The organism is Pseudoalteromonas sp. NEC-BIFX-2020_002, from assembly GCF_013002825.1.
Lineage (GTDB): Bacteria > Pseudomonadota > Gammaproteobacteria > Enterobacterales > Alteromonadaceae > Pseudoalteromonas > Pseudoalteromonas neustonica.
Genome location: NZ_JABEPJ010000009.1, coordinates 54,405 through 76,388, shown reverse-complemented (window position 1 = coordinate 76,388; position 21,984 = coordinate 54,405). Strand labels below are relative to the sequence as shown.

Here is a 21,984-nt window from a genome sequence, read left to right as displayed (position 1 = left end):
TACTGAGTATCTCATAATACGACAGAAGATTAATCCTTGATCAATGAAAAATCATCGCTTAGAGGCGATTATTTATTAGCAAGCTTGTGGTAGAATCCCTGCTCGAATTTTAATAGACAGCAAGAACACGCGAATCATGACAGCATCTTCACTCAATTCACGAGAAAAACGCGCCGCAGTTTCCCTAGCGAGCGTGTTTGCATTTCGTATGCTTGGCCTATTTATGTTAATGCCAGTACTGGCTATTTATGGGCAAGATTTATCTGGTTTTTCACCGCTTTGGATTGGTTTTGCAATTGGCGCGTATGGATTAACGCAGGCTGTATTACAAATTCCCATGGGTTGGCTTTCCGATAAAATCGGCCGCAAAAAAGTTATTGTTGGTGGCTTATGTGTATTTGCTTTGGGCTCTGTTATCGCAGCCATGGCTGATTCTATGCAAATGGTTACCGTAGGTCGTGCATTACAAGGTATGGGAGCTATTGCCAGTTCTTTACTTGCCTTTGCCTCCGATTTAAGCCGTGATGAACAACGTCCTAAGGTGATGGCTGTGATTGGTATGAGTATTGGTATGAGCTTTGCTGTAGCCATGTTACTTGGGCCGATGGTTGCTGCTTCTTGGGGAATTGCAGGGGTATTTTGGCTTACCGCTATTTTGGCTGTTGCGGGTATTTTTATCGTACTGTTTTTAGTCCCAAAAGCCGTAAATAAAGCCCCGAAGGGCGATACATTGGCAAGCTTCACTGATATTAAAAAATTGATTAAACACCCCCAATTAGCTCGTTTAGATTTAGGGGTTATGTTGTTACATTTAACGCTTACGACTATTTTTGTTGCATTACCAGGACAACTAATTGCCAAGGGGTTAGCTGCACAATCACATTGGCAAGTGTATATTCCCGTACTCATATTAGCATTTTTATTAATGGCGCCAGTGATGATTATTGCCATTCGTAAAGAAAAAGAAAAACAAGCGTTTATTGGCTCTATCGCCTTACTGGCACTGAGCATGTTGGCAATGGCGTTTGGCGTAAACTCAGTAATAGGCATGGCGTTATGTATGTTGGCATACTTTATTGCGTTTAATTTTTTAGAAGCCACCATGCCCGCCTTGGTTTCGCGGTTAGCGCCAGCTAATCAAAAAGGATCTGCGATGGGGGTATTTTCATCGGGGCAGTTTTTTGGTGCATTTTTAGGTGGTATTTTAGGGGGTTACGTTGCGCAATCAACAACCCCGCAAGCAGTGTTTGCTGCAGCCGCAGTTGTTGGGGTAATATGGCTTATCCTTGCGTGGAATATGCAAGTCCCGCCAAGAAGTAAAATGATAAGCTTAATGACAGAATTAAGTAACGAGGAGCAAGCGCAATCCCTCGCTTCTCGTTTAGTTGCTTTGCCGGGCGTAATTGAAGCAACAGTAGTTTGTGATGAAAATCGCAGTTATTTAAAGATTGATGACAAAAAATTTGACCTAGACCAAGCCCGAAAAATGGCTGGTTTAATCTAACGTTTATAGGAGAGTAGTCCATGGCACGCGGTGTAAATAAAGTAATCTTGGTTGGTAATTTAGGTCAAGATCCAGAAGTACGTTATATGCCTAATGGCAACGGTGTAGCGAACATTACTTTAGCTACTTCAGATAGCTATAAAGATAAAAATACCGGTCAAATGGTTGATAAAACAGAATGGCACCGCGTAGTGTTTTTTGGCAAGCTAGCTGAAATTGTAGGTGAATACTGTCGTAAAGGTTCGCAAATTTACGTTGAAGGTAAACTTCAAACACGTAAGTGGACTGATCAACAAGGCCAGGAAAAATACACGACAGAAATCGTTGTTGATGGTTTCACTGGCCAAATGCAAATGCTGGGCGCACGTGGCGGCGACCAACAAAGTGGTGGCTATCAAGGTGGTCAGCAAAGCGGTGGTCAATCTCAAGGTGGTTATCAGCAGCAAAATGCACCACAACAAGGTGGTTATAACCAACAAGCAAACGCACCAGCAGCACAACCACAACAAAGCTACTCACCTGCTCCACAGCAAGCACCTGCGGCTCGTCCACAGTCAGCGCCTGCAGCAGCACCACAGCAAAGTAATCAATATCAAGGTGGCCAAGGTGGCGGATATGCTCCACAAGGCGGCGGACAGCCACAAGGTGGGTTTGCACCTAAACCACAAAGTGCCCCACAAGGCGGCGCGTCAAATCCGATGGAACCACCAATCGATTTTGACGACGATATCCCGTTCTAGATCATGGTTAACTTGAAAAGTTTTATTGAAAGCCGCTATTAAGCGGCTTTTTTTAGTTTTATTAGAAAGTAGTCATACCGTATGAGCTCCACTTTGCGTAAACCCAAATACATGACTGTGGTTTAACCCCGCAATATAAACCTGGCACAGTATCTCCTAGGAAATTTCTTTAAATCCAGCTGTAGCCTTGTGTTAATAAGGATCTTGAACAACACTTTAGCTATTAAAAATAATAGCGAAATAATAAAAGTGATTGAATCGAGGAATGCACAAATGCGTATGCTGAGCATCTATGTGATTGCTTTTACGCTGTTACTTGGCATATTTAATATTATGCTAGGGGAAGTTTTACATCAAAAAGTTCACCACACAGGTGGGCAGTTGGCAAAGCAAGTTTATGATTTAAAAATAGATGTTATTACTGAACGGGATGTAATAGCAGCGCTTGCTGAAAATCATGGGTTTATGCTCGAACCACACGAGGCACCACTGCACTTTTCTGCATTCATGGCAGAGGAAAGCGAGGTGTTCAGTTATAAATCAGTGAGCTTAAAGCTATACCATTGGCCTTCATGGATTGTTGAAAGTTATTTATTTATCTTATTGAATCTAATATTAATAGGAGTCGCTGTATGGAGTTATCGCTGGTGGTGTGTTTTATTTAAAAATAAGCTTAAGCCTGTTTTGAGTGCACCTCAAGATGATTTACCATTTACATTAGCTAAGTCTGTTGAAGATAAAATTGAAGAACCGCATATAGATAAAAGTAATCAAGAGCTTAAACAACTTCCGCCAGAGAACGCGCTCACGACCTTGTATGCTATACAGAATAATTATAATCATCTTTTTGCGTTATTTTACTGTGGTCAGCCATTTCCACATAATATTGATTTAGAAAACCACTTTAAGCTCGTTATTGTAAAAGGCTTTAAAGAACTGTCTAAAATTTCAGTAAAACTTCTGCCTTCAGGCGGTTTGGCTATTACCTTAGAGAATATTTCCCAGACAGATGTTGATAATTATATGAAGCGCTTACATCAAATAATATTCCAAGCTGCGCTGGTATACCGTGGTGACTTGTCCCGTAAAGATGTAAAAGTAGGTGTGTGTAATTACCGTGATGGTGCCGATCAAACGATTGTTTATCAATTAACTAAATCTGCATTAGTGCAGGCTAAACAAAGTGCGTGGCAGCATATTCAACGAATTCCATTTAATTATACTCGTTCAATCGAGTTAGCTGAAGGTGCGGATACATTACCTGATTACATAACGAAGAAAAAGTTTATGTTGTTTTTTCAACCTTTGTTTGATTTGGCAACAGGCGAAATGTTACAGCATGAGGCTTTAATACGCATTAGACATAAGTCTTTAGGAATGCTATCTGCTCGACAGTTTATCCCACAGTTAACGAATGAGACAGCGATAGTGCAATTGGATCAGGCGGTTGTTGAGCAGGTAATTAAATTATTGGAAGCTGAGCCTAGCTCGTTAACGGTGAGTATTAACGTGCACCCACTTAATTGGTTTAGTCGTCAATTTTGGTTATGGTTTGATAAAAAAATGCGTAGCTTTAAAGGCTCGAATAAGCTTCAATTCGAGATTTTAGAAGATGATTTTTACCAACATCTCCCTAAACTAACGTCTGCATTGAGCGCTATTAAAGCCATCAGTGGTACTGTATTAATTGATAATGTGACCACCAGTAATAAAATAGGTTTACTGGAGCCTTATAAAATAGTGAAAGGCTTAAAGCTTAGTTTTGAGCTGATCCATAATATAGATAGTAATCTAAAACAGCAAAAAGCTGTTCGCCAAATTGTTTTGCAAAGTACACGTATTAATCTACCCGTATATGGAGTGGGAGTTGAGACACAATTGGAGCTCAATACATTAAAAAAATTAGGCGTAGTGGCGGCGCAAGGCTTTTATTTTACTGAACCACTGCAAGAATTTAATCAAGTAACATCTAGTTAGGTGTTACTTATAGAACACCCTTAAAAGTACATCAATTCGAAAAATGATTTAAATGAGTTTTCGATAGCGCAAACCCTTTAACCCCTGAAGTCCACCAGTATGTATAGCAATAATTCGACTGCCTGCGGGGAAAAAATCTTGTTCTATTAATTGCCAAAGCGCATACATCATTTTACCTGAGTAAATTGGTTCTAAAGGTAGCTGATACCGTACTTGCATCGCCTGGCAAAACTGCCAAAGTTCAGGCGTGAATTTTCCATAACCACCACCATGAAACTCAGTTAGTAATTGCCAGTTATTTTGTTCTCGTGCGGCTTGGCTGAGTATTTTTATCTCATTTATTAAATATTCCGCTTGTTTTAGCACCGCAATACCTAATACTTTAGTGGTTTTATTACTGCCTTCAATGAGCCCCGCTAGAGTGCCGCCACTGCCCGTAGGGCAAATAATATAGTCGGCCACTGGTAGGGTTTGTGCCAATTCTTTTCCTCCTTGAAGGGCTGCTTTGTTTGTTCCTCCTTCCGGTAGGATGTAGGCGTTTGGGAACTGTTTTTGAAGTTGTGTAATATAATCTGTGTTATTACGCTCTTTATATTCTAAGCGGGTAACTGCATGTAATTGCATGCCGCAGTGTTGAGAAAACTGCAATGTAGGGTTATTTAGATCGAGTTCAGGACCACGAATAATTCCGCGTGTCTTAAAGTTTAGAAGCTTCCCAGCTGCTGCGCATGCATGGATATGATTTGAGAAAGCCCCTCCAAATGTAAGTAATTCGTTTTTCTTTTGAGCCTGCATAGCAGATAAATTATATTTTAATTTACGCCATTTATTGCCATTTATAGAATGGTGCAGCAGATCGTCACGCTTAATACTTAAAAATAAATTTCTTTTTTTTAAGTTATCTCCATCTATTTGTTTTAACGGTGAGTTTTCATTTATCGTGCTGAGTTTTAACATTATTGCCTCTTTATTTCTTTGCAATACTTGCGACCTAGGAAATATATACAATACTTAGAAAATCGTACTAATATTTAAGTAGCTATATGAAAAAAAGGCTTTTTTCATTATTTCCATGGTTGCAGCAAGGGATAGATCCTAACTGCATAATAGGTGTTGCTACATATGCTAAAACCGTGAATGCAGTTTGTTTGAAGCAAATACAAGGCTTGTGGCAAATTGAGAAAACACATACAGAATACGTGACAGACCTTCGTGATTATACAACGGCGATTACTACCTGTACAAACGAAGTAAGTCGCCAAACATGTGCTGTTAATTTAGTAGTACCACATTATTTTTATCAAATCTTGCAGATGGAAAAGCCTAACCTGACAGATGAAGAGATTATTCAGTCACTGCCGTGGACGAGTAAAGATCTAGTTAATATCGCCCCAGAAAATATTGTCGCCGATTTTATTGATTATCCAATTGCTTTACCGATGCAAAGTAAAAAAATGAATGTGTTTATAACTGATAAGCAGCAAATAATACCGCTTATCAATTGTTTTATAGATACAGACGCCGTATTACGTTCGCTCACTTCTGAAGAAATGGTACTGCTTGCTTTATTTGGTAAAAACAAAGATGCACATATGTTGGTGGTTCAACACGCAGATACTGAACCAAGAATACTCATCGTACGAGATGGTCAGTTAGTTTTGGTTAGGCGCTTAAATGGCTTTATTGGTATTACAGATAAAGATAGTGCAGTTGTTGATGCATTAGCTTTAGAAATACAGCGTTCAATGGATTTCTTTGAATCGCAATTAAAACAACCTCCGATCCGTAGTGTGCAATTACAGTGTGACAGTTTGTCTTCATTAGCGGTGCGTGCAGAGCTTGCTGAGTTATTACAAACTAAAGTCGTCGACTTTCAACCTAATTCAGATATGGCTAAAGGTGTTGAAAAGCAGTTCTATTATGCTTTAGGTGCGGCTCTATTGATGACTAATAAGGATTAATCAGGTGAAGAATAGGATTAATTTTTATCATAAATCATTAAGAAAGCGTCGTGACTTGATGCCACTCCAAGGTGTTTTAGTTATATGGACTATTGTTGCTTTTATAGTGACAGCTAGTTGGGGAGGCTTCACATTACAAACACAACATAATAAAACTGAAAAAGATGGAAGCCAGCAACGATTAGATAGTTTGTATGTAGAGCTTGAGGCAATAAAAATTAAGCTGGCAGAAAAACAAAATAAAGACCGGTTAGTTACAAAGTTAAAGTTAATCGAGCAAGAAATAGCTCATAAGCAGCAAATATTCAGTTATTTAAAAGTAGTTAACGAATTATCGGGCACTGATTATAGCCGAATAATGATTGATTTAGCGCGTCACCATGAGCCGAGCATTTGGTTAACTGAACTGATATTTGCAGGGAAAAAAATTACCCTCAAAGGACAAACCTCCGAATCAAGTCAACTACCTATTTGGCTAAGTAATTTAAAGCAATCACCTTACTTTGCAGGGAAAGAATTCTCAGTATTGGAGTTTAATAAAAAAGAGGATGGCATTAATGAATTTAATGTTTCATCTGAGCTAGTTGTTAAAGGGAATTCGCTATGAAGACGAATAGTAAAAAAAGTCTACGTAGTTGGCCTTTATGGGTGAAATATCAAACACGATTTGAAGCACTACAGTTACGCGAAAAATATGCCGTATTAGCTGTTGGTTTATTTTTGATTATTTATTTAGGTTGTTGGTTTTTAGTGCTCCCACAGCAAGAGTCGGCAAAATTACAGCAAGACTCGTTAAAGGCCATTAAGGTTGAGTTACAGCAGTCTCAAGTTCAGTTTGCAATGTTAGAGGAGGCGTTAAATACCGACTATACAAAAGCGCTTCGTCAACAAATAATCAATGCAGAACAAGCATTAATAGATACTGATGAGAGGTTGAGTGCGTTTAGCCAAGGCTTTGTAGCTGCTGAGAGTGTGCCTGACATGTTAAGAGGATTATTAAAAAGTCATCCGAATGTCAAAGTATTGAGCTTTAAAGTGCTACCAGCAAAAGGGATTGATGTTGCAAAGCTAGGTGAGCAAGATGCGCAAGTTTTATTTTTTGAACATCAAATGATTTTGACGTTAGAGGGCGAGTACTTTGGCCTGCAAAACTATCTTGAATCACTTAAAAAAAACCAAGAAAAGTTGTTGATCCAAGAGTTTAATTATCAAGTGACAGTATATCCAAATGCTCAATTAACCATACAGTTAGCAACGGTAAGCGCGAATGAAAAATTTCTTTCACTGTAGTTTATGGCTGATATCAATATGCGCCAGTGTAGCTGCGGTTGCACAAACTTTAAAAGATCCGACTAGACCGCAAACCATTACAACAAAGGGAAGCGGGAATGTGTTGACTGGAAATTTGATATTGCAGTCAATAATAAAGAAACAGCAAGGGTATAAAGCAATTATTTCTGGGCAATTATATGCCATTGGCGATCAGATAGATGGCTACAAAGTGCTAGCAATAAACTCTAAAAGAGTCGTACTAGCGAATGATAACAAGCAAATAAAATTAGATTTATATGACTATGACATTAAAAATTAATTTTCCCCACAAGTTGGCTGTTTTATTGCTGTTACCTATTATTTTAAATGGTTGTCACAGCTTTTCACCAGGTAAAGGGATCAAGCCTCATATCGAGCAAGAGTTAAAAGCACTTCCAAATAATACGCCTACAGTTGCACCGTTAAATGTACCTGAGGAGCTAGCTCAAAGCCTATTATCTTCAGTGGGCCCTCAGCAGAGTTTAAATAACGAGCTTTCGGTGAAGCGTTTTGAAGTATCTGCTAATAATGTTGATATACGAGCCTTTTTTGCAGGTCTTACGGACGATACACCTTACAGTGTTGCAGTACACCCAGAGGTAAGTGGAACAATTAGCTTAACCTTAAAAAGCGTAACATTTGATGAGGTTATTACCGTTATTAAACGAATGTATCCGCTTGATATTATTAACGAAGGGCGAATTGTACAGGTACTTCCCGCAAAAATGCGTACAGAAACTATTCCTGTTAATTATTTAATGATGAAGCGAAGTGGCCAATCTACAGTCAGTGTTGTTGCTGGTGGTGTGAGTCAAATGGCGGGAAATAGTAGCTCAAGATCAAGTAACAACTCAAGTGATAGTGACCAGCAAAATGGCCAATCCAGCAATAATCAGAATATTGAATTGAATGGTTCTCGTATACAAACCACAAATCAAAATGATTTTTGGAAAGACTTAGAGATCGCTTTAAAAACACTGGTTGGTACTGGAGAGGGGCGTTATGTTATTGCCAGCCCTCAGGCAAGTTTAGTGACTGTAAATGCCTTGCCAAGTGAAATTATGCAATTGAAAGATTTTTTACGCCAAAGCCAAGAAAACTTGCAACGACAAGTTATTTTAGAAGCGAAGATTGTCGAAGTAACTTTGAAAGATGAATATCAACAGGGGGTTAATTGGAATGAAATTGCAAGCTCTATAGGTAGTACGAGTTTGTCATTTGCAACAACGGCCGCAGGGCAAATTAGTAACAGCATTTCAGCCACGCTTGGTGGTGTTTCAAATTTAGTTATCAATAACGCTGATTTTACAGGTGTGATTAGCTTATTAGAAACCCAAGGCGATGTACAAATGCTATCAAACCCAAGGGTAACAGCAACTAATAATCAAAAAGCAGTAATTAAAGTCGGTCAGGATGAGTACTTTGTTACTAATGTTTCAAGTACGACGGTTACAGGTAATGCAACAACAACAACACCAGAAATTGATTTAACACCATTTTTCTCAGGGATTGCATTAGATGTTACACCACAGATTGATAAATACGGCTCAGTCATTTTACATGTTCATCCGTCTGTAACACAAACAGAGGAACAGCAAAAAGTAATTACTTTGAATAATGACGAATTTATCCTACCGCTGGCGCAAAGTAATATTCGTGAATCTGATACGGTGATCCGTGCTCAAAGTGGTGAAATTGTGGTGATCGGTGGTTTAATGCAAACGATCACAACGGATGAAGAATCAAAAACACCGCTACTAGGCGACATACCATTATTTGGTAATCTTTTTAGAAGTGTGCGTAAGCGTCAAGAGAAGAAAGAGCTAGTTATTTTATTAAAGCCAACTGTTGTAATGCCTGATACGTGGAAGAAGCAACAAGCTCGCAGTCGCCAATTACTTAATACTTGGTATGAGAATTAATCATGTATTTGAGCTTTTTCAATCTAAGTGAAATGCCTTTCACCTTAACCCCAAATACCGAGTTCTTCTGTGCTCTGGCACCGCATAATGAAGCGATGCAAGTGTTGCTTACGGCGCTAGAAATGGGGGAGGGGTTTATTAAAGTAACGGGCGAGGTAGGCACTGGGAAAACGCTTTTATGTCGTAAATTGTTAAATCAAATAGAGCAAGATTTTACGGTAGCCTATTTACCAAACTCTTACTTAAACCCTGATGAACTACGCTGGGCATTAGCTGTTGAGTTAGGGATGGATCTAAATAAAGAGCTCGATCAGCAAGCTTTAAGTCAATTGATTAACCATCATTTACTAAGCTTGCAGCAGGTTGGGAAAAAAGTGGTGTTATTGATCGACGAAGCGCAGTGCTTGAGCTGGGATACGCTAGAAGCATTGCGTTTATTTACTAATTTAGAAACAGAAACGGAAAAGCTAATTCAAGTCGTGTTATTTGGGCAGCCTGAGTTGGATGAAAAACTAGCGAATAGCCGTGTTCGTCAGTTGCGTCAACGGATTGGTTTTTCCTATCAATTACGTGCAATGACACCTGCTGAAGTTGTGTATTACATCAACCATAGGCTACAAGTTGCAGGTTTTAATGGGCCGCAACTATTTACGCAGCAGTTAGGGTTACGCATAGCAAAAGCTAGCCGTGGGGTCCCGCGTTTGGTTAATGTGCTTTGCCATAAAGTACTGTTGCAAGCCTACGGTGAAGGGGTGAATGAAATAAAGATGCTGCACATTTACAGTGCGGTAAAAGACACTGAAGATTGCCAAAATACGCACTTAATAAATTATTGGAGTTACATAGTTGCCAGCTGCAGTGTGTTAGTGATTGCTGGTATTTGGTTTTGGAGGCAATGGCTATGAGTGTAATTAATTCGATGCTTAAAAGCATAGAGCAGCGTGAAAGTGGTGCAACACTGCCGTTTGCGCAAAAAAGTATTGTCGTTGCCCCCATTTATGATTACCAAACAATTGCACTGAAGTGTGGGGTCGTTTTAATCGCAATCACAGCAATTGTATTGGCTTATATTTATCTACCAACGGCTGATAAAAAAATTAAGCGTGTAGATTCAATTGTAGAGAGATCAGCAACCAAAGTAGCTATCGATCCATTAATTAAGAGTGAGGTATTAGATAAACCTAACACGTTAGTCACCGCTGGTAAAAATAAGCTTATGAATTCGGCATCTTATGTAGAGGAAAAAGCATTAGTTAATGATAGTGGGGCTAATCAGGTTACACGTTTTCAAAAGCCAGCAATAAACCAACAGCCAATGATGGAAAGTAATAGTGAGTCAGGGGGGCCTGTTGCAGCCGTAGTATTGAAAAGCAGTGCACCTGAAATAGTGAATGCTGCAATCAGTAAGCCGATGATTAATAGCTCTGAAGATACCTTTAGCATCAAAAAGGCTTCAGTAATAACGACCATGGATCAGCAAAATTCAGCCTTGTTGGCACAAGCCAGAAATGCGCTAGAGTTTGGTTTACAACAAGAGGCTACGGATGATCTGGTACTTATTTTACAGCGTGACCCTGAGCACATTGAAGCGCGTAATTTATTGGCGGCAAGTTACTTTTTACAGCAGGACATTCTTGCTGCGCAGAGTATTCTAGAAGAAGGCATAGGGTATGATCCTAACGTGTTGCACTGGCGCGTATTGCTCAGCAAAATTTACATTACTCGACGTCAGTACAGTATGGTTTTACAGCTTCTCGGCGATGAGTTTGAACCGCAAGCAGATAATCAATTTTGGACTTTAAAAGGCACTGCTGCGCAGCAACTAGAGGAACATGATGTTGCATTGCGATGTTTTGAAAAACTAACTCGATTACAGCCGCAAGAAAGTAAGTGGTGGTTAGCACTGGCAACCTCTAAAGATGCGCTTGGGGATTACCAAAACGCAAAGCGTTATTATCAAACAGCTCTTAAAATGGGAGGGTTGAGTCCGGTAATACAAAGCTATGCAGAGCAACGCTTGTTAGCGATCAAGGAGGTATCATGAGACCTAGTTTAAGAATGCGTTTGGGGGATCTTTTAGTTGATGAGCAGATGATCACAGAAGCGCAACTAAGTGAGGCTCTTAATGCGCAAGCTGCAACGGGGCGTAAACTCGGTGCAACGTTAATCGCACTTGAGTTTATTAGTGAACCTCAGTTACTACGATTTTTAGCCCAGCAACTTAAAGTGCCATTTTTAGATATTTCACAACGCAAAATATCCCCAGAAGTGTCTAAGTTGCTATCAGAGGTTATGGCTAGGCGTTACCGTGCACTTGTAATTGAAGATAATGGCGACTCAGTACTTATAGGTATGAGTGATCCGGCTGATTTAAGAGGGTTAGATCAACTAGGGCCAATATTTGCACCAAAAAGAATTGATTTGGCGGTAGTGCAAGAAAGCCAAATTATGGTTGCATTCGATAATGTCTATCGTCGTACGGAAGAGATAACCAGCTTTGCGGAACAGTTACATGAAGAGTACGAGGATGTTGAAGAATTTGACTTAAACTCTCTCGGTGATGATTCTTCAGATGCAACTGTTGTTAAATTACTACAGTCTATTTTTGAAGATGCAGTACAAGTAAGGGCATCGGATATCCATATCGAGCCAGATGAAAGTATGTTGCGTATTCGCCAGCGTGTTGACGGTGTATTACAAGAGCACATATTACATCAGGTGAAAATTGCCTCTGCATTAGTATTACGTCTTAAGTTGATGTCTGGCTTAGATATATCAGAAAAACGTCTACCACAAGATGGCCGATTTAATATTAAAGTTCATACACATAGTATTGATGTGAGGTTATCCACGATGCCGGTGCAGTATGGTGAATCGGTAGTTATGCGGTTACTTGATCAATCAGCTGGATTACTAACTTTAGATGAAACAGGTATGCCGACGCATATTTTGAAACGCTTGCGCAGTATTTTAAAGCGCCCCCATGGGATGATTTTAGTTACAGGGCCGACAGGGTCCGGGAAAACGACCACTCTTTATGGGGCGCTAAGTGAGCTTAATCAGCCTGAAAAGAAAATTATTACAGTTGAAGATCCTGTTGAGTATCGAATTGGCCGTATTAATCAGGTGCAAATAAAAAACAAAATAGGGCTCAGTTTTGCCAGTATTCTACGCACTGCATTACGCCAAGATCCTGATATTTTGATGGTTGGTGAAATGCGAGATCAGGAAACCGTAGAAATTGGCTTAAGAGGTGCATTAACAGGGCACTTAGTCTTATCAACGCTACATACCAATGATGCGATCACCAGTGCAATGCGTTTAATTGATATGGGCGCGCCAGCCTATCTGGTTGCCAGCTCATTACGTGCCATTATAGCTCAACGGCTAGTAAGGCGAGTATGTGAAAACTGCAAAACGCAATACCACCCTGATCATCAAGAAACGAGTTGGTTAAAGTATTTGAAAGTTGATGTTGCTAATAGTCAGTTTTGGTGTGGGAAAGGATGTACTGCGTGTAACCATACGGGCTATAAAGGTCGTGTTGGGGTGTTTGAGCTACTGGAAATGGATGATGCCATGATGGATGCATTACGCCAAGATGATACGCAAGGTTTTTCTGACGCGGCTAAAAATAGCGCTCAATTCACACCTTTATCAAGTATGGCACTAGAGTATGCAAAACAGGGCCTAACCACATTGGATGAAGTGTTTAAAGTTGCTGAATATATCCCTGAGATAATAGGAGATGACGATGCAACTTTATAGCTACCAAGCTAAAGATCATAAAGGAACATTAGTAAAAGGCAAGCTTGAAGCGGTCAATCAAGCCGGCGTAGCTGATAACTTAATGCGTCGTCAATTTATACCAATAACGATCACACTGATCGAGCGTGAAAATGATATTCAATTTCCAGGTTTACAACTATTTAAACAAAAAGTAGGCCTTGACGACATGATTATGTTTTCTCGGCAAATGTATTCATTACTCAAAGCAGGCATACCTATAATTCGTGCCATTGTTGGGTTAGCAGATACTACACAAAATAAAGAGTTTAAAGCGGTTTTAACTGAGGTTATTAAGCAGTTAGAGCAAGGTCGAGATTTATCTAGTGCAATGAGCATGCATAATAAAGTGTTTAGTCGTTTGACTATTTCGATGGTGTTGGTGGGCGAAGGTTCAGGGCGTTTAGAAGATGCTTTTTTACAACTTGCTAATTATTTTGAAAAAGAACAAGACACACGAAAACGTATTAAAACAGCGATGCGTTACCCTATTTTTGTTATCGCAGCTTTAGTGATAGCCATGGTGATTTTAAACATTTTTGTAATCCCCACATTTGCCACTATGTTTGCTCGATTTAATGCTGAGTTGCCTTTGATGACGCAGATATTAATAGGAACCAGCCACTTTTTTGTTAACTACTGGTGGTTACTATTATTGATAATTGCAATGACTATTTTTTTCTGGAAGCGCTACTTAGCGACTGAACAAGGTTTGTATAACTGGGATCACTACAAGTTAAAAATCCCTTTTGTAGGCCATATTATTCATCGCTCACTTCTTGCTCGTTATAGCCAAAGCTTGGCTATGGTACTGCGCTCAGGTGTACCGATGACTACAGGCTTATCGCTTACAGCACAAGCCGTTGATAATAGTTACATGGAAAAAGCTATTTTATCTATTCGTCAGGAAATAGAAAAGGGCGATAGCTTATTGCGAGCTTCGCGTAGTAGTGAGCTGTTTTCGCAGCTGGTATTACAAATGGTTGCAGTGGGTGAAGAAACAGGCCGTGTTGATGAAATGCTACAAGAGGCTGCTGATTATTATGAGCGAGAAGTTGATTACGATTTACGTAGTTTAACTGCGAAGATAGAACCTATTTTAACTGTATTTGTTGCCATTATGGTCCTTATTTTAGCGTTGGGTATATTTATGCCGATGTGGAATATGATGTCAGCAATAAAGGGGGGGTGATAATGCTCAATATGGCGCAACACAATAATGGTTTTTCACTGTTTGAAATGGTTTTAGTTGTGATTTTGTTGGCCGTAGTTATGAGTGTAGCTGTACCACAATTTATGAATGTTAAAGAGCAGGCTCATAGTGCAAACATTGATGCTGTAGCGGGTGGTTTTGCCAGCGCAGTCGGGTTTGTCAGAGGGCAATGGGAATTAGAAGCACGACCTAAAGGTAGCGCTGCTTCACGGTTTGTTACTTATATTAATTATGGAGGTGTGGTTGTAGGAGTTGATGGTGAAACAGGTACTCCTACCAGTGATGAAACAGAGCAAAAAGACACACGGGCATTAGCAATGAGTAGTGCAAGATGCCAACAGGTGCTGAATGTGATTTTACAAGATGCGCCAAGCAGTACCCTAAGTAGTACAGTGTCAGAGGTTAAAGATGTACGTTTTTTAGTAAGGTACGACGCAGATGCGTTGCAGTGTATCTACTATCTTAGTCATTCTTTAGATGCTGAAAATATCCCTAAGAATGGTAAGCAATTAATTGATACCAAAGGGTTTTCGTACTTTCCTAAAATAGGCAAAGTGCAAATTTTTAAATCTTAAGTAATAACAAAAGAGGCTTACTTATGAAAACGCAATCAATGAATAGCAATGAAATGAACAACCAAGCAGGTTTTACCCTAGTAGAATTGATCATTGTGATCGTGATCCTTGGCATACTTGCGGTAACGGCTGCTCCGCGCTTTTTGAACTTACAAGGCGATGCAAATGCATCAACACTTGAAGGTTTGCAGGGCTCTATTCGCAGCGGTATGAACATCGTTAATGGTAAATCAATAATCTCAAGTGATCATAAAAAACCAACCGCAACAGTAACGGTTGATACAGGCGCTGCAGTTGATACTATTTATGGTTATCCTGCTGCGAGTACTGCTGCATTTGAAGCTTTCTTAGATGTTGACTTTGCAACTGGTGATGCGGGTGACTTTAACTTAGACGACACGACTAAAGCCGCTACTGGAACTGCAATTATTTTTCCTAACAGCTATGTAAGCACAGATGATTGTCGTATTGAATATACACAAGCTAAAGACTCTAACGATGGTACCCCGCCAGTCAAAGTTGTGGCGCCAGTATTAACAATTATACTTACAGGGTGTTAATCATATAGATGGGAAGCTCGACTAAGCAACGATTGCGTGGCTTTACTTTAGTTGAACTGATAATTACTTTGGTTATTTTGGGTATCCTGTCGGTAACGGCAGGGCCCAAATTCTTAGGTAGTTCAACCGAAGACGCCTATTCATATCGTGATCGCGTATTGGCCGCACTACGCACAACTCAATTACGAGCGATGCAAAACAGTGCAATAGCGAGTTGCCATAAGTTATACATAAGCGCAGTGTTAATTGCTGGGCCAACAACAGATACATGCAATGGAGGAGCGGATCCTAACAACCAAGACGATTTGGTAGTGAAGATAGACACGCAACGTAGCGAAATAGTATTTACTGCGTTAGATGGTCAAGGATCGCTATTTACTGAAATTAATTTTGACCCATTGGGGCGAAGTGATCGAAATTGCAACAATACATGTCGAATAGATGTGGGGTTAGCTGGTGTATGTATTAGTGGTGAGGGGCTGATTTATGCGTGCCCTTAATACGGGTTTTACCCTTATTGAGCTAATCATTAGCATTGTTATTTTTGCGATAGCCCTGACAATTATTACCGGTTTAATTGCGCCGCAGGCACGTCAAAGTGCGGATCCTATTTTACAGTTACGTGCTAATGAATTGGGTCAATCATTAATGAATGAGATCCAAAGTAAGGCATTTGATGAGCATAGTGAACGTGCGCCGCCGTTTAGACGATGCTCAGAGAGTGGTTTTGCTGCACCAAATTGCACCGTTGTAGCCGATTTAGGTGCAGATAGCGGAGAAACCCGGACTACGTATGATGATGTGGATGATTATTTAGCACTCAATGCTCAGCCTATAACAAATAGCTTAGGTGAGCAGTTAACGCAGTATCAAGATTTTAGTGTTGCCGTTACTGTGGTTTATGACAGTGACCGTAATAGTACAACCGTAAATGATGGAACAACATTAAAGCTCATCACACTTATTGTTAGTGCTCCAAATGGAGAGCAATATGGGTTTAGTGCTTATAAAGGTAATTATTGATGTTTAGCTTTATAAAACAATGCGGGTTTACCCTTATAGAGTTATTAATAGTCATGGTGATTGTGGGGATATTAGGGGTTACTTCGGTTGCTTATATTAATGCTGGGGTAAATATCTACAGCCAAGGTGTTGAGCGTCAAGAAGCCGTTGCACAAGCACGATTTATGCTAACACGCTTAGCTAAAGAGCTACGGCACGCCACACCAAACTCTCTTCGGTTACAGTGTGAAGGAGGGTGCACATTTGATCAGTGTCTTGAGTTTATTCCTTTCCAATCAGCGACTCATTATACCGGCTACCTACCAACGTCAGCCCCTTTTAATGTTACAGCGGTAGACTTCGAATTAAATAATTTAGCACAGCCAACAATTGGAAATTGGGCCACTGTATACCCATTACACCACAGTGATTTATACGATGTAGCAAACAATAAACGATTACAAGTAACAGGGTTTGTAAGCTCAACAACGAGCGAGCTGGATCAATGGCAATTTAGCCAAGCATTTATGCAAGAGTCGTCATCAAAGCGTATCTATTTACTGGCTGAGCCTGTGAGCTTTTGTGTTGAAGGTAATGCCTTATATCGATACCAAGATTATGGTTTTAATGTAAACCAATTAAATGCAGTACAGCTACAGGCAAGCAGTGGGGTAAAACGAGATTTACTTGCGCTTCATATAAGCAACAACTTAGTTAGCAATGAGTTTTTCAATTTAGATGATGCAGCGTTAACACGTAATTCTGTATTAAATATTCATGCAATTATGACGTTTAATGATAGTGAAGCAATGATGTTTAATCATGAGGTGCATATACCCAATGTACCTTAAAAATAATAGGAATCAAGCAAGTCAAAATGCCGCTCGTCAAAAAGGTAATTTACTCGTTGTTACACTGGTGATTATTGTTGTATTTTTGATGTTGGGCTTAGCGCTAGTGAAAATACTTTCTGCATCAGCACAACAAAATATTATTGAGTATTATGGCGCTCGTGCTTATATGGCTGCCCAAAGTGGGTTAGAAAATGCTTTAACAGAGCTTTTCCCGTTAAATAACCCTGCACAGAATTGCGCGGCAGTATCAACGACGCTAGCTTTGCAAGTAACTTATCTTGAAAACTGTGTGGTTACACTCAGTTGCAAGCAATACTTGGCTGTGCCAGATAGTAGTAATAGTGCTGGTACTGTTAGTATTTTTTATCTGCAAAGTACGGCTATTTGCGCCCCTATTGCATGCGCCATTGGTGAGGCTTGTCGAAAAGATTATTGGCAAACACAACGTACATTGAGCGTTGAAGCGAAGACCTTACCATGATGATTTACCGTACATTAATACTATTAGGATTGCTATGCTGTAGTTGTGTGTGTGTAGCCGCAACGCCAAAAATAGAAGGCCGCTTTATTGAACTGCAAGACACGTATGTTTCACCTATTTGGACCAAAATAAATTTTCAACAAGAATATGATGTTCCGCCTGCGGTGTTTATGCTTTCGACCAATCAAGGCGGTAACCCTGCAATAGTACGCATACGCAATGTGACTACAACTGGCTTTGAAGCTCTACCACTTGAACCAACAGGAGAAGATGGTGAGCATATTACCATGGGGGCGCATTATTTAGCGGTTGAATATGGCGTACATGAATTCCCTGATGGCACAATCATGGAAGTTGGTAGCACAGATATATTGCTTGAAATTCAATATGGGCCTCAATCTAATTATGTTTTGCCGAAGAGCTATAAAGGCGTTACCTTCTCGATGCCATTTACTACACGGCCAAATTTTTTTCATTCACTACAAACAATCAATAGCTTGGAAACAACTCCTCCGAGAGATGCGTTAAGACCATTTTTAACCGTGGCTGTTGAAACTAATTCATTAACATCAGTGGGAGTAAATATAGCGCTTGAAGCATCAGAGACAAGTAGTGGCTTAATCAAAAGCGAGACAATTGCCTACCTTGTTGTGGAGCCAGGAAGTAACCGTACTTTTGTGGATGATAATCAAGTCGAAGTGTTATGGGAGAGTTTTTTCACTGGGTATAAAGTGGATGGTTGGAGTGATGGTTGTAATTACTTTTACTTTAATAATGACTTTGACGTAGCCCCTTTAGTTGTCGCAAGTAAGAATAGTCGGGTTGGTGAAGATGGGGGGTGGTTACGTAGTTGTAATTTAACACGAACTCGGCTGGGTATAGTGGTTGATGAAGATAGAGATGGCGATAGGGAGCGTAATCACCCAAATGAAGAGGCATCTATTTTAGCCATGACGAGTACGTTTGTATCCAACGGGGACATTTTGAGTTGTGATACGCTCTTTCCAGGGGCTATTGCTACATACAATAATGGACAGATTCAACTTGTTCAAGGCGTTACGGTTACAGACAACAATGCGAATGTTTTAACAACAATGAATTACATTTCAACTGCGATTACTAATATTCCTTTATGCAATGGTCAGCCTTGTGCTGCAAAGGGAGAAAATTCGCTGACCGCAGGGCAAGCTTCACGGGTGCCTACAATAGCAAATGATGGCTCATCTGGAAGTGCCATACCAACGAGCTTAGCGGGTGATTACTTTTTTGATGAATTGCAAATAACGATGGTCGAACCTGAATACAGAGTAACAAAGCCCACCCGAATATTTGTGCAAAATTCAGACTCAATATTATCAACCGCTTTTTTAACGGTCGCTAATACGAATATAGTTATTGAAGATGGTGCGTATTTGGCTATCTACATTGATGGTGCTGTATCGATTGGAGCGAGTGTCGACTTTAACGCATTTTTAGTCGCAACGGGAGAGGTGCGTATTGCGCAAGAAGTGCAGTATACGGGTATGATTACCTCTGGCACTGAGATTATAGCAGAGCAAAGCTCTTCATTTACGGGAACACCAGTACCGAATAATATCCCCGGTTTTTGTGGAATTACACCACCAGTATTATTAGATCATTACCGCATATCCATGAGTGATAACAAGGGTTTAACGTGTCAGGCTAAAGAAATGACGCTTACAGCATGTGCGAATGATGCATGTGATGTACTTTATGCTGAAGAGTCTACACTCGATCTTTCGCCAAGTACTAGCGGGTCACAAAGCTGGGTTACAGGGGAGAACATAACATTTACAAGCATGACAGATATACGCTTTGCTAAGCGTACGGCTGGTCAAGTGCAATTTGGTTATAACTTAGCTGATCCATCAGCGCCGTTACGTTGTTATATTGGGGGGATTAATGTTGGCCTTGGTGGATGTAAAGTCACGTTCTCTGATGCAGGGTTTATTTTTAGAAATGACAGTGACAATAACACCTTAATACCTACTCAGTTATCAGGAAAACCTTCTGATACAGGCTTTAATGCTAAACAGTTAGCGATACAGGCTGTTAAAACCAACACAACAACAGGAGTCTGCGAAGCTGCTTTTCCTACCGATGGAGAAGTTGCAATTGATTTGGCTTATAGCTGTAGTTCGGGGTCTGTTTGTAGTGATGAGTTGGCGCTTGTGAATAACGGTAATACGCATGCAATTGGGCAAAGCTATCAAGCGGTACCACTAAAGTTTAGTAGTGAATCCAAAGCTGAGATTACCATTAATTACCCTGATGCAGGACAGGTAAGCTTAAATACTAGGTTAAACTTGATACTGGATCCTGCAACCAATCTATCAGTAAGCTTAGCGGGGAGTTCAAATGAATTTGTTGTTAAGCCATTTGGCCTTGCTATAAGCTTTCCTAATGACGGCAATAATGCATTTGCAAGTGATGCAAACGGCAGTTTATTAAAGCTCACTGGTGAGCCATTTTCATTGAAAATGAATGCGGTACAATGGCTTGTTGGACAAGATAACAACAATGATGGTTACCCAGATGATTATTCAGTAATAAACAGCAATGCAATCGCTAAACACTTTATTGGTGAGTCACCCAATGTGACACCTTCCACCTTATTACCTTCGGGCGGAGTATTAGGTAATCTAGACGTAGATACACTATCCGCGTTTACTGATTCGGGTAGCTTAAGTGAGTCCCTATCACAATATAATTATGATCAAGTCGGGATTATTGATTTAGCTGTGGGCTTGCAAGATGGCGATTACTTAGGTGCTGGAGATGTGCGAGGTGAGATCACCAATGTTGGCCGTTTTGCTCCATCTCAATATGTATTACAAGGTATTCAAGCCGCTGCTCAATGTACACGTTATGGCAGTAATCAAACCTACTTAAGTGAGCCATTTTCACTTGGGTTTACAGTACTCGCTCAAAATCATAAAAATCAAACAATGAAAAATTATGTGGGTGGGTTTATTAACTCAAATATCGTAGTTAATGCTGAAAACAGTGAGGCCGGTAATTATGTATCCGCACTTGATTTAACACCAAGGCTGCAGAACATAGACTCACCAGCATGGGGGAGTACACCTGCAGACGCTGGACAATGGCAATTAAATGACCTCGACACCATTTTGGCACGCCAAGGATTTAATGACCCAGATGGGCCTTTCGAAAGTGTAAACCTTATGGCAACACTAACAGGGCTTGAGGGGGCTGCTTTAATGGGCGCTAACGATAACCCAATAATTGCGGGGAGCTGTGTGGCAAATTGCGATAGCGTTAGACTTAATAGTGCACCAATTAGTTTTCGGTTTGGGCGTCTGGATTTGGGGAATAATGCAGGTTCTGACTTAGATGATTTACTCGTACCAATGGAGATGCAATATTATAATGGTACTGAGTTTGTTCGTAATTCCAATGATAACTGCAGTGTATTTACGCACCCTGAAATAAGTCAAATTTCACCGGCATTACCTGTTCTTAATTATGTTTACAGTACAGGCAATAGTGGTGTCTTTGAAAATGGTAGTTACCCAAATACTAACGGAATTTATGCGCAACCTCAGGGTATTGGTATTTTTATAATTGAATACGATACTGAAAATTGGCTTGAGTGGGATTGGCAAGCTGATGCTAGCCAATTAAATCCTAGAGGAATACTTCAATTTGGCAGTTTTAGAGGAAATGACAGAGTTATTTACTGGCGTGAAGTCCGATAATAGTAGTATGTCCAGTCAATCTCAAGATACAGAATTCAGTGTTTTACAGGGGATGGCTATCAAGGCGTGATTTGACAAAAATGGCAACGCCTGTGAAGCATCCTATAGAGAAGCTTAAAAGCAGATTTATACTGCGTTACTGTTATGAGAGACTAATTTTAATAAGGGAATAGCCATTATTTGCAATCAATGCCTTGTTTAAATCACTTTTAATTCCAACTGAAGCTCGCATCTTGAGGCTAATTAGGTATAAACTCAGATAATTTTTGAACAAAGCTTGTGTTTTGCCTTGCAAGTACATAGCATAAGAGTTTAATTATAAAAAATAAATAATGACCAAATAATTGCCGCTTTTTGG

Annotated in this window: 20 protein-coding genes; 19 read left to right on the top strand and 1 reads right to left on the bottom strand. The window is 40.0% G+C overall.

The genetic code is table 11. The features are described from left to right. The first annotated feature begins 136 nt into the window (after positions 1–136). The 3 genes from HJP15_RS11685 (at position 137) to HJP15_RS11675 (ending at position 4,221) form a co-directional block, all read left to right on the top strand. Positions 137–1,504, top strand: a complete 1,368-nt coding sequence (locus HJP15_RS11685; protein ID WP_054204864.1) for an MFS transporter — start codon at positions 137–139, stop codon at positions 1,502–1,504. 20 nt (positions 1,505–1,524) lie between these two features. Next, positions 1,525–2,244 (top strand): single-stranded DNA-binding protein, encoded by a 720-nt coding sequence (gene ssb / locus HJP15_RS11680; RefSeq protein ID WP_054454790.1) that lies wholly within the window; start codon positions 1,525–1,527, stop codon positions 2,242–2,244. A 204-nt stretch (positions 2,245–2,448) separates the two neighbouring features. Beyond that, on the top strand, positions 2,449–4,221 hold the full coding sequence (locus HJP15_RS11675) for an EAL domain-containing protein (RefSeq protein ID WP_170173845.1): 1,773 nt from the start codon (positions 2,449–2,451) through the stop codon (positions 4,219–4,221). A gap of 48 nt (positions 4,222–4,269) precedes the next feature. Here the strand turns inward: HJP15_RS11675 and HJP15_RS11670 are convergent, their stop codons facing one another. Beyond that, positions 4,270–5,178 (bottom strand): 1-aminocyclopropane-1-carboxylate deaminase/D-cysteine desulfhydrase, encoded by a 909-nt coding sequence (locus HJP15_RS11670; RefSeq protein ID WP_170173844.1) that lies wholly within the window; start codon positions 5,176–5,178, stop codon positions 4,270–4,272. Between the two features lie 86 nt (positions 5,179–5,264). On the opposite strand from HJP15_RS11670, the gene HJP15_RS11665 reads away from it, so the two are divergent. Genes HJP15_RS11665 through HJP15_RS11590 form a run of 16 tightly spaced genes read left to right on the top strand, consistent with a single transcriptional unit; the run spans position 5,265 to position 21,626 of the window. Next, positions 5,265–6,182: a hypothetical protein gene (locus HJP15_RS11665; RefSeq protein ID WP_054204852.1), complete on the top strand. Its 918-nt coding sequence runs from the start codon at positions 5,265–5,267 to the stop codon at positions 6,180–6,182. A gap of 4 nt (positions 6,183–6,186) precedes the next feature. Further along, positions 6,187–6,789, top strand: a complete 603-nt coding sequence (locus tag HJP15_RS22315; RefSeq protein ID WP_152960621.1) for a PilN domain-containing protein — start codon at positions 6,187–6,189, stop codon at positions 6,787–6,789. Continuing rightward, positions 6,786–7,472, top strand: coding sequence for a type II secretion system protein M (locus HJP15_RS11655; protein WP_054454794.1), 687 nt, complete (start codon positions 6,786–6,788; stop codon positions 7,470–7,472). Before HJP15_RS22315 ends, HJP15_RS11655 begins: the two co-directional genes overlap by 4 nt. Continuing rightward, positions 7,450–7,773: a hypothetical protein gene (locus HJP15_RS21725; RefSeq protein WP_064435812.1), complete on the top strand. Its 324-nt coding sequence runs from the start codon at positions 7,450–7,452 to the stop codon at positions 7,771–7,773. Before HJP15_RS11655 ends, HJP15_RS21725 begins: the two co-directional genes overlap by 23 nt. Continuing rightward, positions 7,757–9,415, top strand: coding sequence for a pilus (MSHA type) biogenesis protein MshL (mshL, locus tag HJP15_RS11645; protein ID WP_054454796.1), 1,659 nt, complete (start codon positions 7,757–7,759; stop codon positions 9,413–9,415). The genes HJP15_RS21725 and mshL overlap by 17 nt, the downstream gene beginning before the upstream one ends. A 2-nt stretch (positions 9,416–9,417) precedes the next feature. Continuing rightward, a complete protein-coding gene (locus tag HJP15_RS11640) occupies positions 9,418–10,320 on the top strand; it encodes an ExeA family protein (RefSeq protein ID WP_170173843.1) in 903 nt (300 codons plus the stop codon). Further along, positions 10,317–11,459 (top strand): tetratricopeptide repeat protein, encoded by a 1,143-nt coding sequence (locus HJP15_RS11635; RefSeq protein ID WP_170173842.1) that lies wholly within the window; start codon positions 10,317–10,319, stop codon positions 11,457–11,459. Before HJP15_RS11640 ends, HJP15_RS11635 begins: the two co-directional genes overlap by 4 nt. Continuing rightward, the gene (locus HJP15_RS11630) at positions 11,456–13,183 is read left to right on the top strand and encodes a GspE/PulE family protein (RefSeq protein ID WP_054204846.1); all 1,728 of its coding nucleotides are present in this window, start codon (positions 11,456–11,458) and stop codon (positions 13,181–13,183) included. The genes HJP15_RS11635 and HJP15_RS11630 overlap by 4 nt, the downstream gene beginning before the upstream one ends. Next, the gene (locus HJP15_RS11625) at positions 13,170–14,393 is read left to right on the top strand and encodes a type II secretion system F family protein (RefSeq protein ID WP_054204845.1); all 1,224 of its coding nucleotides are present in this window, start codon (positions 13,170–13,172) and stop codon (positions 14,391–14,393) included. Before HJP15_RS11630 ends, HJP15_RS11625 begins: the two co-directional genes overlap by 14 nt. A 2-nt stretch (positions 14,394–14,395) precedes the next feature. After that, complete coding sequence (locus HJP15_RS11620) at positions 14,396–14,989, top strand: prepilin-type N-terminal cleavage/methylation domain-containing protein (protein WP_169326870.1); 594 nt, start codon at positions 14,396–14,398, stop codon at positions 14,987–14,989. A 23-nt stretch (positions 14,990–15,012) separates the two neighbouring features. After that, a complete protein-coding gene (locus HJP15_RS11615; RefSeq protein WP_054204843.1) occupies positions 15,013–15,549 on the top strand; it encodes a prepilin-type N-terminal cleavage/methylation domain-containing protein in 537 nt (178 codons plus the stop codon). Positions 15,550–15,557: 8 nt separating this feature from the next. After that, entirely contained in the window at positions 15,558–16,049 is a 492-nt protein-coding gene (locus tag HJP15_RS11610) for a type II secretion system protein (protein WP_054204842.1), read from the top strand. Beyond that, positions 16,036–16,572 carry a prepilin-type N-terminal cleavage/methylation domain-containing protein gene (locus HJP15_RS11605; protein ID WP_170173841.1) on the top strand — a complete coding sequence of 179 codons (537 nt, stop codon included), beginning with the start codon at positions 16,036–16,038 and terminating at the stop codon, positions 16,570–16,572. The genes HJP15_RS11610 and HJP15_RS11605 overlap by 14 nt, the downstream gene beginning before the upstream one ends. Beyond that, positions 16,572–17,402: a PulJ/GspJ family protein gene (locus tag HJP15_RS11600; protein ID WP_054454805.1), complete on the top strand. Its 831-nt coding sequence runs from the start codon at positions 16,572–16,574 to the stop codon at positions 17,400–17,402. Before HJP15_RS11605 ends, HJP15_RS11600 begins: the two co-directional genes overlap by 1 nt. Continuing rightward, positions 17,392–17,886: a hypothetical protein gene (locus tag HJP15_RS11595; protein ID WP_054204839.1), complete on the top strand. Its 495-nt coding sequence runs from the start codon at positions 17,392–17,394 to the stop codon at positions 17,884–17,886. The genes HJP15_RS11600 and HJP15_RS11595 overlap by 11 nt, the downstream gene beginning before the upstream one ends. After that, on the top strand, positions 17,883–21,626 hold the full coding sequence (locus HJP15_RS11590) for an H-type lectin domain-containing protein (protein ID WP_170173839.1): 3,744 nt from the start codon (positions 17,883–17,885) through the stop codon (positions 21,624–21,626). The genes HJP15_RS11595 and HJP15_RS11590 overlap by 4 nt, the downstream gene beginning before the upstream one ends. Positions 21,627–21,984 lie beyond the last annotated feature (358 nt).